Source organism: Caballeronia sp. LjRoot34 (assembly GCF_964253815.1).
Classification (GTDB): domain Bacteria; phylum Pseudomonadota; class Gammaproteobacteria; order Burkholderiales; family Burkholderiaceae; genus Caballeronia.
Map to the genome: position 1 here is coordinate 3,717,206 of NZ_CAXUSB020000001.1, position 15,020 is coordinate 3,732,225.

Here is a 15,020-nt window from a genome sequence, read left to right on the forward strand (position 1 = left end):
AAGCGTGAGATCGAATAGCTTTCACTGCGTGATTGCTTCGATGAAAACCTGGTGCGTCCGCGTCTTCGCGCAGCGCGCGATCGTCCCGTTAAGTGCTGCTCGCGACTCGCTCAAATTGGTTGAGCCAAGCTTCGGATCATGACCTTCGACGACCCGCTTCAACCCGCATTTCGAGTGCTTCTTCACTCTAAAAAAACCGTTGCGCCGAGCTCGCGATTACACGTGTCTTGCTGCGGAAAACGATACGCTGGTGCGTCTCGTTTCCATGTCGAAAGTGTAGCACTCGACGCCGTCATCGCAAAGGCAAAACCACAAAATATTGGGTGTTTTTAGCCTGAGACGACTACCTATAGTACAAACGAATACGTCATGCAAGAGCAGATTTCAAGCGTGAAAATGCGGCTGCGAGCTCACGGAGGCACCGCAGACCCGCGCATGAATCACCCGACAGCGGCCGCTCGCACACGCCTTTTCAACGTCGCTTGTCGCGCAGCGGCGTGAGTAATTCGCGCAAGTTGTTGTGATCGATTTCGTGCATCAGCGCGAGCAGCCGGCCGAGTTGTCCTGCAGGAAAACCCTCACGCGCGAACCACGCGAGATAGTGGCCGGGCAGGTCCGCGATCAAGCGATCCTTGTACTTTCCATAGGGCATCTTCTGCGTGACGAGACGCTGCAGATCTTCGGGGTCCATCGTCGTTCTCCTCGGGTTTTATCGTCGCCGGATGTCGCTCGAGTGTCGCTCATCACGGCACTTCGCGATGTCGCTGTCATGATATCGATGCCATAATCCCAGCTTCCCGCCGCGAAGAGATCCCCTTCCGTTCTCCATGTCGCTAGCCATCAAAGCTTTCGCTGCCCCTCTTATCGTCGCCTGCGCGATGTTCATGGAAAGCGTCGATGCCAACGTCATCGTCACCGCAATCCCCGAAATGGCCAAAGCTTTCGGCCGAGACCCCGTCACACTGAAGATCGCCGTCACCAGTTATGTGCTCGGCCTCGGGGTCTTCATCCCGATCTGCGGCTGGGTCGCCGACCGCTTCGGCGCGCGCACGATCTTCCGTCTCGCTATTGGCATCTTCGTCGCCGGCTCCATCCTGTGCGCGGCGTCCACCTCGCTGATCCCGTTCACGCTCGCGCGCTTCGTCCAGGGCGTAGGCGGCGCGATGATGGTGCCGGTCGGCCGGATCATCATCTTCCGCTCCGTGCGGCGCTCCGAATTCATCCGCGCGATGAACTACCTCTCGGTGCCCGCCATGTTTGGCCCCGCCGTCGGACCGCTGCTCGGCGGCTTTATCACCACCTATCTGCACTGGCGCCTGATCTTCTTCATCAACATCCCGATCGGCATCCTTGGCATCTATCTGACCAACCGCTACATCGGTAATGCGCGCGAGCCGCATCCCGGACCGCTGGACTGGTTCGGTTTCTTTTTGTCGGCGAGCGGCGGCACATTGTTTCTGCTCGGGCTCTCGCTGATCGGCGGCGAATTGGTCTCCGATCTCGCCGCGACGATCATGACGATCGCCGGCGTGGCCTTCCTCGTCGTGTATTTACTGCACTCACGACGCATAAAACTGCCGCTCCTCGATCTGCGCTTCCTGCGTGTGCCGACCTTTCAGGCGAGCGTGGTGGGCGGCTCGCTGTTTCGCATCGGCCTGGGCGCGGTGCCGTTCCTGCTCCCGCTCGCCATGCAGGAAGGACTCGGCATGAGTGCGTTCAAGTCCGGCTCGATCACCTGCGCATCGGCGTTTGGCGGCATGTTCATGCGCTCGCTCGCGTCGCGCGTGCTGCACCGGTACGGCTTCCGGCAGACGCTGATGGTCAACGCGGCGCTGTCGGGCATCGCGATCGCCGCGTGCGGCATGTTCTATCCGGGCACGCCGACGTGGCTCATTTGGGCGGTCGTGCTGCTCGGCGGTTTTTTCCCGGCGTTGCAATTCACGAGCCTCAACTCGCTGACGTATGCCGAGATCGAAAGCCGCGATGTGGGTCGCGCGACGAGCCTCGGGAGTTTTATCCAGCAGGTGTCGCTCGGGTTGGGCGTGACAATCGGCGGAATCGCGCTGCAAATTTCGCATTCCCTGCAGGGACATCCGCAGATCGTCTGGTCGGATTTCTGGCCTGCGTTCGTCGTCGTTGGATTGTTTTCGTTTCTTTCGATTCCGATTACCGCGAAGTTGGCACGCGACGCGGGGCATGAGATATCGAGGGGAACACGGGGGTGACGCGCATGCGCGTCGCTTCGAGGTGGCGGCGACGATACCTATAGGAAGGCCGGCCTGAATTCGTCAGCCCGGTTCGTTGTCGAAAGGGCCGATGCATCTTCGGTATCGGCTTCTGATTTCAATCGCTGCAACGCTTCTGAACTCGACGAGCGTAAATACAAATACAAAAGGCTCGCTTCGAATCCGATCGCCCAAGCCGATTGCGGAAAGGGCAACCGCTTCGGGACCGCGACTCGGATTTCAAACGCCGCGAGCTACCGGAACTCAGCGAGCACAAATAGAAAAGGCCGGTTCCGAACCCGCCGCCCCTTCCGTTGTGGAAAGAACAGCCGCCTCGTACCGGCCTCGACTCTCAAACACTACCTGACTGGCGAGAGGCCGATTACATCGGCCTCTCGCTTATTACCCTCTTACTGGCAAGCCTCGCACTCGTCGAACCCGGCATCGCCCGGACGCATCATGCAGACCGGACCATCGGCTTCTGCTTCGGCCGCAGCGGCAATTGCCGGCGCCGCAACCGCAGCGGCGTTGAAACCACCCGTCGACGATCCGTGCGAACCCTGCGAACCAAAACCGTTGCCGTTCGCGCCAGAAGCACCGCCTTCGCCGTTCCCCGAGTTACCCGAAGGCACCGAGTTCAGTTGCCCGTGAGCGACCGTCGACTTCTCGACGTGCGTGGCGGCCATCGTGCGGAGGTAATACGTGGTCTTCAGACCGCGCAGCCACGCCAGCTTGTACACCTCGTCGAGCTTCTTGCCTGACGCGCCACCCATGTAGATGTTCAGCGATTGCGCCTGGTCGATCCACTTCTGACGGCGCGATGCGGCTTCCACCACCCAGGTCGCGTCGAGTTCGAACGCCGTTGCGTAGATTGCTCGCAGATCGGCCGGAACCCGGTCGATACGCGACAACGTGCCGTCGAAGTACTTCAGGTCCGAGACCATCACTTCGTCCCACAGGCCGCGTTCCTTCAGGTCACGCACCAGGTAATCGTTCACGACCGTGAATTCGCCCGACAGATTCGACTTCACGTACAGATTCTGGAACGTCGGCTCGATACATGCCGATACGCCGATGATGTTCGAAATGGTCGCGGTCGGAGCGATTGCCACGCAGTTCGAATTGCGCATGCCGTAGGTGGCGATCCGCGAACGCAGTTCGGTCCAGTCCATCGACGAACTGTCGTCCACTTCCACATATCCGCCGCGCGCTTCGGCCAGCAGCTTCAGCGAATCTTGCGGGAGAATGCCGCGGTCCCACAGCGAGCCGCGATAGCTCGAATAACGCCCGCGCTCTTGCGCCAGTTCCGTCGACGCGTAGTAAGCGTAGTAGCAGACCGCTTCCATGGAAGTATCGGCGAAAGCGACGGCTTCGTTCGACGCATACGGCGTGCGCAGCAAGTGCAGGCAGTCCTGGAAACCCATGATGCCCATACCGACCGGACGATGCTTCAGGTTCGAATTACGCGCTTTGGCGACGGCGTAGTAATTGATGTCGATGACGTTATCGAGCATGCGCATGGCCACGCTGATGGTGCGCTTGAGCTTGTCGTGATCGAGCGCGAGCGTGCCGTCAGCCTGCGTCTTCATGTGCGCAACCAGATTCACCGAGCCGAGATTACAAACGGCGATTTCGGTGTCGCTGGTGTTCAGCGTGATTTCCGTGCACAGGTTCGACGAGTGGACAACGCCCACGTGCTGCTGCGGCGAACGGATGTTACACGGATCCTTGAACGTGATCCACGGGTGACCCGTTTCGAACAGCATGCCCAGCATCTTGCGCCACAGTTGCGCAGCCGGAACCTTCTTGAACAGCTTGAGCTCGCCGCGTGCTGCCTTCTCTTCATACGCAACGTACGCTTTTTCGAACGCTGCGCCGAACAAATCATGCAGATCGGGCGTATTGGCCGGCGAGAACAGCGTCCAGTCACCGTTTTCGTGAACGCGCTTCATGAACAGGTCGGGAATCCAGTTCGCCGTGTTCATGTCGTGCGTGCGGCGACGGTCATCGCCCGTGTTCTTGCGCAGCTCCAGGAACTCTTCGATATCCAGATGCCACGTTTCCAGGTACGCGCACACCGCGCCCTTGCGCTTGCCACCCTGATTCACCGCGACGGCCGTGTCGTTCACGACTTTCAGGAACGGCACCACGCCTTGCGACTTGCCGTTCGTGCCCTTGATGTGCGAACCGAGCGCACGCACGCGCGTCCAGTCGTTGCCCAGGCCACCCGCAAACTTCGACAGCAGCGCGTTTTCCTTCAGCGCTTCATAGATGCCGTCGAGGTCGTCGGCAACCGTCGTCAGATAGCACGACGACAATTGCGAACGGCGCGTGCCCGAGTTGAACAGCGTGGGGGTGGACGACATGAAGTCGAAGCTCGACAGCACGTTGTAGAACTCGATCGCCCGTGCTTCGCGGTCGATTTCGTTCAGCGCCAGGCCCATTGCAACGCGCATGAAGAACGCCTGCGGCAGTTCGATGCGCTTGGTTTCGTTGTGCAGGAAGTAGCGGTCATACAGCGTCTGCAGGCCGAGATAGCCGAATTGCAGATCGCGGTCGGCGTCGAGCGCGGCGCCCAGACGCTTCAAGTCGTACTGCTGGAGCTTTTCATCGAGCAGTTCCGCTTCCACGCCCTGCTTGATGAAGAGCGGGAAATACTCAGCGTAGCGCGTAGCCATTTCGCCCTGCGAGACGTCTTCTTCCAGGATTTCGCGACGAATGGTGTGCAGCAAAATACGCGCGGTGACCTGGCTGTACGCCGGGTCCTTTTCGATCATGGTGCGCGCGGCGAGAATGGCGGAGTCATAGACTTGCGCCATCGGCACGCCGTCGTACAGGTTCTTCACCGTTTCCGCGACGATCGGATCGGCGCTCACTTCGCTGCCGAGATTCGCGCACGCTTCGTTGATGCGCGCCTTCAACGCGTCCAGATCCAGCGGATGCGACACGCCGTTGTCGATCACGTTGATGCCAAGCGCATTCGCGCGCGTTTCCGGTGCGTGCGCGCGTTCCTGCGTGCGCTTCTCGCGATACAGCACGTACGCGCGCGCCACGTTGTGCTCGCCGCCACGCATCAGCGCGAGTTCGACTTGATCTTGAATGTCTTCAATATGGAACGTACCGCCGTTCGGACGGCTGCGAACCAGCGCCCGGATAACGCTCTGCGTCAGTTGTTCGACGAGTTCGCGCACGCGCGCCGAGCCTGCGCCCTGGCCGCCGTTCACGGCCAGAAACGCCTTCGTCACGGCGATGGAGATCTTCGACGGCTCGAACGACACCACGGTCCCGTTGCGGCGGATCACTTTGTAGTCGGCCAGTGTGGCGTCCGGCGCGAGCGCGCTGGCGCTCGGCTGACTCTGTGCGCCGATGGGCCGCACGGAGGCGCCCTCGTAGGAAGTCGTGGTGTTGTCGGTGGTTTGCATGTGCAAATCTCCAGGTGTTCGATGGTGCGGAACGTCCGCGGATTGAGATGCGTGCCGTGCGTGGTGGCTGCTTGTTGCTGCTTTGTTGCTGTTCGCTACTGCTTTCCCCTACTTCTGCCAACCGCGCACGACGATGAAATTGAAAATTGAATAACGGCTCAGTCGAGAAAATTGCCGGTGCCGTTCTTGCGCTCAGTCCATGGTTTTTCCATGACCCGATACGCTTCAAACCGATGAAGACAACCCCTCCCGCTACGCCTGTTTGCCTCGGTCTTTCAAACTGAATGCCGACGGTTTTTACGCGACAAATCAGTGGCTTATCCGGTGTTTTCTTCTATGGCCGGAAAGCGTGCGGCGCCGGCTCTATGAGCGGGGCGCCGCCTGGACAACACAACATATAGTGCGAATTACGTCTCTGAGCACCAAGTATAGTGGCATTCCGCACAGTCTCAAAAACTTTTATTTGCTGAAGAATAGCCCTCAGAGGGTTGACTTTTGAAATGGCAAAGTCGGATAAGGGAAAGCGCGCCAAGGTGCGCAGAACACACGCAAACGCGCTGCGATGCAAAATGAAAGCTCTTTCGGTCTACCGGAAGCGGTGAGGCAAGGCGGGCGGTAAGCCGGCGACGATGGCAAGGCATAGCGCGTCACTACGGCTCAGCAACTCACGCGGCAACGCACTTGATCAAGCGTGAACACACAGCGAATCAAACGTCGCCGAGATAGGGAAAGTACTGAAGCGGGAGTTGTGTATCGCGCTGCAGTCGCGGCCACTCGAAGTACGGGCCCGGATCGGTTTTACGACCCGGAGCGATGTCCGAATGTCCGGCTAGCGCTTCGATCGGATAGCGCCGGGTGAGCGCCTGGACGACATCATTGAGCGATGCGTATTGTGCGTCCTCGAACGCACATCGATCACTGCCTTCCAGTTCGATACCCACCGAAAAATCGTTGCATCGCTCACGTCCGAGAAAACTCGACACGCCCGCGTGCCATGCGCGTTCGTTGCACGACACGTACTGCTCGGTGCGCCCATCGCGATGAATCACGAAATGCGACGAGACCCGCATGCCCCGCAAGTGGTCATAGTAGGGATGAGCGTCGTGATCGAGACGGTTCTGGAAGAACTCGGCAATCGCGTTGCCGCCGAATTCATCGGGCGGCAAGCTGATGTTGTGAACAACGACGAGCGTTGGTTCAATACCCCCCGGACGCGCTTCGAAGTTCGGAGACGGCACCCGGAACGCTGCCGTGTACCAGCCGTCGGCATCGATCAAACCTGTCACGCTCATCGAGCGTCGCGGCCTGTGGGATGCGCGGCGTAGCGCTGGGCGTGATCGGTGCAACAGAAGCGATGCCCGGCCGCGACAATCGCTTCGCTCTTGGGCGTGTGCACGCCGCATTCCGCGCAGCGCACCAGAGGATCGGGAAGTTGCGGCGCGGAACGGGAAGCCGCCGGGCCATGAGACGCGCGCGTGGCCCCTGCACCTTGTGGACCCGCTTGTGCACCAGCGGCGGCCTGGGCGCGCTTGAGCTTCTTGAACAGCCACTGGCTCGCAAAGAACACAAATATCAGCAGGAGAAGTTGGCGCATGATCTTACTAATAGTAGAGGCAATAAAAGCCGGAGGATTCAGCTGACCGCGTCAAACGACCGCGCGATGCAACAGCACTTCGAACACGAAGCGGCTGCCCACGTAAGCAAGGAGCAATGCGACGAACGAAGCGAGCACCCAGCGCAACGCGGCGCGGCCGCGCCAGCCTGACACACGGCGAGCGGTCAACAGCGCGCCAAACATCAGCCACGACAAAATGGCGAACACGGTTTTGTGGTCGAGTTTGAACGCCTTGTCGACGAGTTGTTCGTTGAACGCGACACCCGATATGAGCGTAAGCGTCAGCAGCACGAAGCCCGCCGAGATCAGCCGGAACAACAATTTTTCAAGCGTAAGCAACGGCGGTAACGTATCAAGCCAGCTCGACACCCAGCTATTCGATGTATGTCGCGTAGCGGTCCCGCGCATGTTCTGCAGGCGCTTTTCCACCATCAGCATCAGGATGGCATGAAGCGCGGCAATGGCGAACAGCCCGTACGCAATATTCGCGATCAGGAAATGCAGCTTGAACATGGGCGCGGCGGCATACGGCAGCACGCGCACACCGCCAAAAATCAGCGGCATGACCGAGGCCATGCACGCAAGCGGCAGCACGAGCAGCCGCAGGCCGTCGAGCGGGAAGAAAAAGCTCTCTATCCAGTAGATGCCCGCGCCCAGCCAGAACATGGCGGAGAGCGCGAAGGCAAAGCCGAACACCATCGCGTTCTGCGGAAAGATGGTGGTGTGCAACAAGACGCCATGCACGAGCAACGCGACGCCGAGCAATACGCGCCCCATCGTACTCATGCCCGACGCCTTCGATGCCCGGCCGCTTTGCATGGAGTCGGCCATGCCCGGGTTCATTCCGGTACTCACGCCGCCGGCCAGGCGACCGCCCACCGGCATGCCCGCCAGCGCCGGCTCAACGGCCGTGTTGCGATGCGCGCGCCAGCCAGCTACGGCAAGTCCGCCGTAGAGAAGCGCAGTGAGGGCATACAGTACAATATCCATGTTCGAAGTTTACACCAGGCCCTGAAGCCACGACGTCTTCCCCCTCTTGCCGGGTCGTCTTGAAGCCAGGCTCCGTCAGGAAGTCGTCACTGTTACCCGGCCGCACTCTCCACACGCTCCCATGCTCGACACACTCACTACACGGATGGCGCGCGTCGTCAAGACGCTGCGCGGCGAAGCCCGGCTCACCGAGGCTAACACGCAGGAAATGCTGCGCGAAGTACGCCTGGCGCTGCTCGAGGCTGACGTCGCGTTGCCGGTTGTGCGCGAATTTATCGCGAAGGTGAAGGAAAAAGCGCTCGGCGAAGAGGTGCTTTCGAGCCTGTCGCCGGGTCAGGCGCTTGTCGGCGTCGTGCAGCGCGAGCTGACGGCGATCATCGGCGGGGATTACGAGGGTAAGGCCGTCGAACTGAATCTCGCGGTCACGCCGCCGGCGATCATCCTGATGGCCGGCCTGCAAGGCGCGGGTAAAACCACCACGTCGGGCAAGCTCGCCAAGCTGCTGCGCGAGAAGCACAAGAAAAAAGTGCTGACGGTTTCCGTCGACGTGTATCGTCCGGCCGCTATTCAGCAGTTGAAAACGGTGACGGAACAAGTCGGCGCGGACTTTTTCCCGTCGGAGCCGGATCAGAAGCCGGCGGATATCGCCCGTGCGGCGGTGGATTGGGCGAAACGCCATTTCCATGACGTGCTGATCGTCGATACAGCCGGCCGGCTCGGTATTGACGAAGCGATGATGAAGGAAATCAGCGAGCTTCACGCGATCCTGAAACCGGCGGAAACGCTCTTCGTGGTCGACGCCATGCTCGGCCAGGACGCCGTGAATACCGCGAAGGCGTTCAGCGACGCCCTGCCGCTGACCGGCGTGGTGCTGACCAAGCTGGACGGCGATTCACGCGGTGGCGCGGCGCTGTCGGTGCGTCACGTGACCGGCAAGCCGATCAAGTTCGTGGGTGTCGCAGAAAAACTGGACGGGCTGGAAGTTTTCCACCCGGACCGGATGGCGAACCGGATTCTCGGCATGGGCGACATTCTCGCTTTGGTCGAGGAAGCGCAGAAAGGCGTGGATAGCGTGGCCGCGCAAAAACTCGCCGATAAAGTCAAGAAAGGCGGCGATTTCGACCTGAACGACTTCCGCGCGCAACTAGCGCAGATGAAGAACATGGGCGGTTTGTCGTCGCTGATGGACAAGCTGCCGGCACAGTTCCAGCAAGCCGCGGCGGGCGCGAACATGGGCGTCGCGGAAAAACAGATGCGCCGGATGGAAGGCATCATCAATTCAATGACGCTGCTGGAGCGCGCGAAACCCGATCTGATCAAGGCGCAGCGCAAACGCCGTATTGCAGCGGGCGCGGGCGTGCAGGTCCAGGAAGTCAACCGCATGCTCGCTCAATACGACCAGATGCGCGGCATGATGAAAAAGCTGAGGGGCGGCAATCTGCAGAAAATGATGCGTGGCATGAAGGGCATGATGCCGGGCATGCGTTGAAGTTTTGATCGGGTTTGATTTCCATGACCCGCGTTTTGCTGAGGAACGCGGGTTTATCATGTGGCGCTTAGCGCCTCGTTTCCCCTATTTTTAGCTCTACACCCTCGCCGCCTGCCCTTATGAATCGCGAAGAAGCACTCCACATTTTCAGCCACTCCGAAGAGATTGTTTCGGCACAAGACGTGACCGCATCGATCGAAAGCATGGCGAAAGCCATTGGCGCGAGCGCGGGCGAAGAGTTCCCGCTCGTGCTGTCCGTCATGGGCGGCGCGGCGGTGTTCACCGGCATGCTGCTGCCGCATCTCGACTTTCCGCTTGAGTTCGACTACATCCACTTGACGCGGTATCGGAACGCGACCAAGGGTAGCGACAAGATGGAATGGCGCGTGGCGCCGGCGGAGTCGGTAAAGGATCGCGTGGTGCTGGTGCTCGACGACATCCTGGATGAAGGCGAAACCATGGCTGCCATCCGCGACCGCATCATGGCCATGGGCGCGAAGAAATTCCTCTCGGCTGTGCTGTGCGAGAAGCTCATCAATAAATCGAAACCCCTGCGGCCGGACTTTTGCGGCTTCGAAGTGCCGGATCGGTACGTGTTCGGCTGCGGTATGGACGCGAAGGGATATTGGCGCAACCTGCCGACTATCCGTGCACTGACCGAAGGCGCGTAATTCGGTTTCGCCAGCGTTTGAGGTGCGGCGAATAGCCGCATCATCCACTTGGCGATGTTCAGCGCACTCAAGATCAAAAAGGCCGTTTCAACTTACGTTGAAACGGCCTTTTTATATTCACCACCTCGAAAGCTGCCCCGGGATGATCTTCAGTCAGCCATTTGCAGCCAGTTGATGCACGAAGGTCCGTATCCCGGTGAGGATCATTTCCACCGATATCGCGACCAGCACCAATCCCATCAGCCGTTCAAACGCCGTAACGGCCCGTTCACCCAGCCAATGCTGAATCTTCTCGGCCAGCACCAGCACGACCGCGCAGACCATCATGGTGACCGTCAGTGCTCCGATCCATTCCCACATCTGCCCGGGCGCCTGCGATGTCAGCAGCATCACCGTCGCCAGCGCCGACGGACCAGCCAGCGCGGGAATGGCCAGCGGCACGATCAGCGGTTCGCCGCCGCGTGAATCACCGCCCATCGGACCATCGGGATGCGGAAAAATCATGCGCAACGCGATCAGGAACAACACGATCCCGCCGCCCAGCCGCAACGACAAATCCGTCAGGCTCATCGCGCGAAGAAAGCGGTCGCCCACCAGCATGAACAACAGCAGGATCCCGAAGGCGATGGCGACTTCCCGCAATATCACGATCCGCCGGCGCTCCTTCTCCACACCACGCAAGGCGTTGATGAAGATCGGGATATTGCCGAGCGGATCGGTGATCAGGATAAGCAGCACCGTCGCCGAGAGGAAGTTGTACTGCACGTTACCGGGCCGCTCCACGAGCCAGTGCAGCGCGCACCTTCTCGATCACCACGTTCGCCGCGTCATCCACCGGCAACAAGGTGGCTTCGGCGTCGCGTCGTGCCTGGTACTCGAGCTTGCCTTCCTTGAGCCCGCGGTCACCAATCACCAGCCGATGCGGCACGCCAATCAGCTCCCACTCCGCGAACATCACGCCCGGCCGTTCGCCGCGATCGTCCAGGACCACGTCGATACCCGCAGCCTGCAGCGCCGCGTACAGCTTGTCGGCCTGCTCGCGAACGGCTTCGCTGCGGTCGTAGCCCATCGGGCACAACACGACTTCGAACGGAGCAATCGATTCCGGCCAGATGATGCCCTTGGCGTCGAAGTTCTGTTCAATCGCGGCGCCCAGGATCCGCGTGATGCCGATGCCGTAGCAGCCCATTTGCATGGGCGCGGGCTTGCCGTTTTCATCGAGGAACGATGCGCCCATGGCATCCGAGTACTTCGTGCCGAGCTGGAAAACGTGGCCCACTTCAATACCGCGGCAGATTTCCAGCGTGCCCTTGCCATCCGGCGACGGATCGCCTGCCAGCACATTGCGAATGTCCGCCACGACCGGCTCCGGCAGGTCGCGGCCCCAGTTCACGCCGGTGATGTGATAGTCCACCTCGTTCGCGCCGACCACGAAGTCGCTCATGTTCGCGACCGTGCGGTCCGCGATCACGTTGACCGGCTTTTTCGTGTTGATCGGGCCGAGATAGCCGGGCGGCGTGCCGAACGTATCGATAATCTCGGCTTCCGTTGCAAAGCGATAACCCGCCAGACCCGGCTGCTTGTTCGCCTTGATGTCGTTCAGCGAATGGTCGCCGCGCAGCATCAATAGCCAGATGGTCGGCGCGGCGCCTTCGTTTTCCGTCGCGAGGATGATCGACTTGATCGTGCGTTGCAGCGGAATGTTCAGCAATTCCGCGACCGCCTCGCACTTCGCCTTGCCCGGCGTGGCCGTCTTCTTCATTTCTTCCGCGGGCGCCGGACGCGTGGCGTTCAACGGCAGCGCGTCGGCGGCTTCCACGTTTGCCGCGTAATCCGAGGTCGGGCAATACGCGATTGCGTCTTCGCCGGTGTCGGCGATCACGTGGAATTCATGCGAACCGCTGCCGCCGATCGAGCCGTTATCGGCCGCGACCGCGCGGAATTCCAGGCCGATGCGCGTAAATACACGCACGTAGGCATCGAACATTTTCTTGTACGACTCGCCGAGTGCCGCCTGATCGCGGTCGAAGGAATACGCGTCCTTCATGATGAATTCGCGCCCGCGCATCACGCCGAAACGCGGCCGGATTTCATCGCGGAACTTGGTCTGGATCTGGTAAAAATTGACCGGCAATTGCCGGTAACTCTTGATCTCGCGCCGCGCGATGTCCGTCACCACTTCTTCGTGCGTCGGTCCGAGCACGAAATCGCGGTCATGACGATCCTTGATACGCAGCAGTTCGGGGCCGTACTGTTCCAGGCGTCCCGATTCCTGCCAGAGTTCGGCCGGTTGCACGCCGGGCATCAACAATTCGAGCGCGCCGGCCCGGTTCATTTCTTCACGCACGATTGCTTCCACCTTGCGGATGGAGCGCAGGCCGATAGGCAGATAACTATAGATACCGCCGGCCACGCGGCGAATCATGCCCGCACGCATCATGAGTTGGTGGCTGACGATTTCCGCGTCGGTGGGAGCTTCCTTCAGGGTGCCGATAAAGAAACGGGATGCTTTCATTCAAAAATTTTCCAATGCGGGAGCGCGTCGATTGAATGGGCTTATTGCCCAAACCTGCGGAACATGCAGAACGTGCGGAACGAGTGAACGACGGGACAGCGATACGGCAAGGCGTCGGCCGACCGCACCGGCACTCAAGCGAAACGAACTCCGATTCGGGTTCGTGCCGGTGCGCCAGGCCCGTTATCTGTTTATAATCAAAGCAATTTTAAAGGATTCGAAGGTGGTTGTATGCTGGATCGTGAAGGCTTTCGCCCGAACGTCGGCATCATCCTCTTGAACGCGCACAATGAAGTGTTTTGGGGCAAGCGGCTGCGTGAACATTCCTGGCAGTTTCCGCAGGGGGGCATCAAGTACGGCGAGACCCCCGTGCAAGCGATGTATCGGGAGTTACACGAAGAAACCGGTTTGCTTCCGGAGCACGTGAAGGTCGTGGGTCGAACCCGCGACTGGCTGCGTTATGAGGTGCCGGACAAGTTCATCAAGCGCGAGGTGCGCGGACACTATCGCGGACAGAAACAGATCTGGTTTTTGTTACGCATGGTAGGCCGTGACTGTGACATTTGTTTGCGTGCGACTGATCATCCGGAATTCGATGCCTGGCGGTGGAATGAGTATTGGGTCCCGCTCGACGCGGTGATCGAGTTCAAGCGGGATGTATATCAGCTTGCGCTCACGGAACTTTCTCGCTTTCTTAGGCGCGCGGTTGTGCGGGCTGAGCGCGCGGAGCGTATGGCGCATCATGCCAACCGGTATCCACGCGTGATTCAGGGCATGACGTTGGAAGATGCGGCCGTTTCTGCTAACGGCGGTGTCATTCAGGCAGAATGTTCCGTGACCGAAGAGCTGCACATCTACGCACAACGTCCTTCGCGGGATTAGGACGTGTGTCATTCGAAGCGGCGGTGCGGCAACGCACGCCGCTTTTTTTCGTGCAGCGTCGAAGGCTGGGCTTGCGTGTTTGACATGCCGGCGCGTTCCCTTGGCGGGACAAAACGCGGCGCTTTTCACGCGACACGATCTATTTGCAGTCGCTTCTGCATCAACCTCAGGAAATCAAGAATTGAAAGCCATTGCATTGTTCGCGGTATCCGCGGCAGCCCTTGCCGTGCTCGCCGGTTGCGGCAGCGCCAAGCCGACAAATAAGGACGACAGCGCGTTCGTCTACCTCATGGACCGCAAGCCGAACTGGGTCGAAAACAAGGTCGATACCCTGCCGCCTTTGCCGCAGAACGCGGATCTCCTGGAGTTCAATGTCTCGGAAAATACGCCGCTGTCTTTTTTCATCGATAAAAACTCGCTCAGCGTGGGAACCGACGGTGTGATCCGCTACACGGTTGTCGTGAAAAGCCCGGCCGGCGCGCGCAATGTCAATTACGAAGGCATTCGCTGCGACAACTATAACTGGCGCCTGTATGCGAGCATTAATGAGGACCAGACCGACTGGGACCGCACGGTCGAGAACGATTTTCGACGCATCGAAAACGGCGAGTTGAACGCCTATCATGCCGCGCTGTATCAGGATTACTTCTGCGCGAACAAGTTGCCGACAGGGTCGGCCAAGGAGATTTTGCAGAACATCAAGATGAAACGGACTGCGGTTTCGAACTATCACTAGGTCGAATGACTGGTGAAAAAGCCCGCTGCACCTGACGGTCAGCGGGCTTTTTTGTCGGTCGCCACATCGTTTTACAAGGTGTCGTCACGCAAAAGAGATAATTTGTTGCAATTATTACCGATCAATTAATCGCTCGCATACAATCGGCCGGGAAGTTTCAGTAAGACGTCATTATGAGGAGAAATAACGGTGACCCTGCTCGACTCGAGGCTCTTGTCCGAATACGCCTTCCAGCGCACGGCGGGTGCGACCATACGCTTGGCGTCGCGCGATCTCGCGCACAGGGACGCATCAAGCATCGGGCAATTACCGGCCGATCAGGAAGAAGATTCGGTATATAAAGGCGCAGAAACAGACGCGTTTAGCCAAAACGTCGGCGCTCAGAAACCGAAATAGCCGACACCGCGACGTTGCACACCGTCCAACGAGTTTGGGGTGCAACTGAGATTCGCGGATTCCTTGTGTTGGACAGGAG

At 59.7% G+C, this 15,020-nt stretch carries 13 protein-coding genes; 6 read left to right on the plus strand and 7 right to left on the minus strand.

The features are described from left to right. Positions 1 to 472: 472 nt before the first annotated feature. Positions 473 to 691, minus strand: a complete 219-nt coding sequence (locus ACSQ36_RS16635) for a DUF3820 family protein (RefSeq protein WP_436182740.1) — start codon at positions 689 to 691, stop codon at positions 473 to 475. 136 nt (positions 692 to 827) lie between these two features. On the opposite strand from ACSQ36_RS16635, the gene ACSQ36_RS16640 reads away from it, so the two are divergent. Further along, entirely contained in the window at positions 828 to 2,225 is a 1,398-nt protein-coding gene (locus ACSQ36_RS16640) for an MFS transporter (RefSeq protein WP_436182741.1), read from the plus strand. Positions 2,226 to 2,635: 410 nt separating this feature from the next. Here the strand turns inward: ACSQ36_RS16640 and ACSQ36_RS16645 are convergent, their stop codons facing one another. The 4 genes from ACSQ36_RS16645 to ACSQ36_RS16660 all read right to left on the minus strand — a co-directional run bounded on the left by ACSQ36_RS16645 (position 2,636) and on the right by ACSQ36_RS16660 (position 8,252). After that, the gene (locus ACSQ36_RS16645) at positions 2,636 to 5,647 is read right to left on the minus strand and encodes a ribonucleoside-diphosphate reductase subunit alpha (RefSeq protein WP_436182742.1); all 3,012 of its coding nucleotides are present in this window, start codon (positions 5,645 to 5,647) and stop codon (positions 2,636 to 2,638) included. A 707-nt stretch (positions 5,648 to 6,354) separates the two neighbouring features. After that, positions 6,355 to 6,939, minus strand: coding sequence for a 1,6-anhydro-N-acetylmuramyl-L-alanine amidase AmpD (ampD, locus tag ACSQ36_RS16650; RefSeq protein ID WP_436182743.1), 585 nt, complete (start codon positions 6,937 to 6,939; stop codon positions 6,355 to 6,357). Beyond that, complete coding sequence (locus tag ACSQ36_RS16655; protein ID WP_213767288.1) at positions 6,936 to 7,241, minus strand: PP0621 family protein; 306 nt, start codon at positions 7,239 to 7,241, stop codon at positions 6,936 to 6,938. Before ACSQ36_RS16655 ends, ampD begins: the two co-directional genes overlap by 4 nt. Positions 7,242 to 7,292: 51 nt before the next feature. Then, positions 7,293 to 8,252, minus strand: a complete 960-nt coding sequence (locus ACSQ36_RS16660) for a cytochrome C assembly family protein (RefSeq protein ID WP_436182744.1) — start codon at positions 8,250 to 8,252, stop codon at positions 7,293 to 7,295. A 121-nt stretch (positions 8,253 to 8,373) separates the two neighbouring features. On the opposite strand from ACSQ36_RS16660, the gene ffh reads away from it, so the two are divergent. Both ffh and ACSQ36_RS16670 read left to right on the plus strand, forming a co-directional pair. Continuing rightward, positions 8,374 to 9,741: a signal recognition particle protein gene (gene ffh / locus ACSQ36_RS16665; RefSeq protein WP_436182745.1), complete on the plus strand. Its 1,368-nt coding sequence runs from the start codon at positions 8,374 to 8,376 to the stop codon at positions 9,739 to 9,741. A 119-nt stretch (positions 9,742 to 9,860) separates the two neighbouring features. After that, positions 9,861 to 10,412, plus strand: a complete 552-nt coding sequence (locus ACSQ36_RS16670) for a hypoxanthine-guanine phosphoribosyltransferase (RefSeq protein ID WP_213767291.1) — start codon at positions 9,861 to 9,863, stop codon at positions 10,410 to 10,412. Between the two features lie 153 nt (positions 10,413 to 10,565). Here ACSQ36_RS16670 and ACSQ36_RS16675 read toward each other — a convergent pair whose 3' ends face one another. Both ACSQ36_RS16675 and ACSQ36_RS16680 read right to left on the minus strand, forming a co-directional pair. Further along, positions 10,566 to 11,177 carry a MarC family protein gene (locus tag ACSQ36_RS16675; protein WP_436182746.1) on the minus strand — a complete coding sequence of 204 codons (612 nt, stop codon included), beginning with the start codon at positions 11,175 to 11,177 and terminating at the stop codon, positions 10,566 to 10,568. A gap of 1 nt (position 11,178) precedes the next feature. Then, the gene (locus tag ACSQ36_RS16680) at positions 11,179 to 12,927 is read right to left on the minus strand and encodes a proline--tRNA ligase (RefSeq protein ID WP_436182747.1); all 1,749 of its coding nucleotides are present in this window, start codon (positions 12,925 to 12,927) and stop codon (positions 11,179 to 11,181) included. Positions 12,928 to 13,158: 231 nt separating this feature from the next. Here ACSQ36_RS16680 and ACSQ36_RS16685 point away from each other — a divergent pair, with 231 nt between their 5' ends. The 3 genes from ACSQ36_RS16685 to ACSQ36_RS16695 all read left to right on the plus strand — a co-directional run bounded on the left by ACSQ36_RS16685 (position 13,159) and on the right by ACSQ36_RS16695 (position 14,941). Beyond that, positions 13,159 to 13,809: an RNA pyrophosphohydrolase gene (locus ACSQ36_RS16685; protein WP_213767294.1), complete on the plus strand. Its 651-nt coding sequence runs from the start codon at positions 13,159 to 13,161 to the stop codon at positions 13,807 to 13,809. Between the two features lie 181 nt (positions 13,810 to 13,990). Then, positions 13,991 to 14,545, plus strand: coding sequence for a CNP1-like family protein (locus ACSQ36_RS16690; RefSeq protein ID WP_213767295.1), 555 nt, complete (start codon positions 13,991 to 13,993; stop codon positions 14,543 to 14,545). Positions 14,546 to 14,734: 189 nt separating this feature from the next. Then, positions 14,735 to 14,941, plus strand: coding sequence for a hypothetical protein (locus ACSQ36_RS16695; RefSeq protein ID WP_436182748.1), 207 nt, complete (start codon positions 14,735 to 14,737; stop codon positions 14,939 to 14,941). The last annotated feature ends 79 nt before the right edge of the window (positions 14,942 to 15,020 follow it).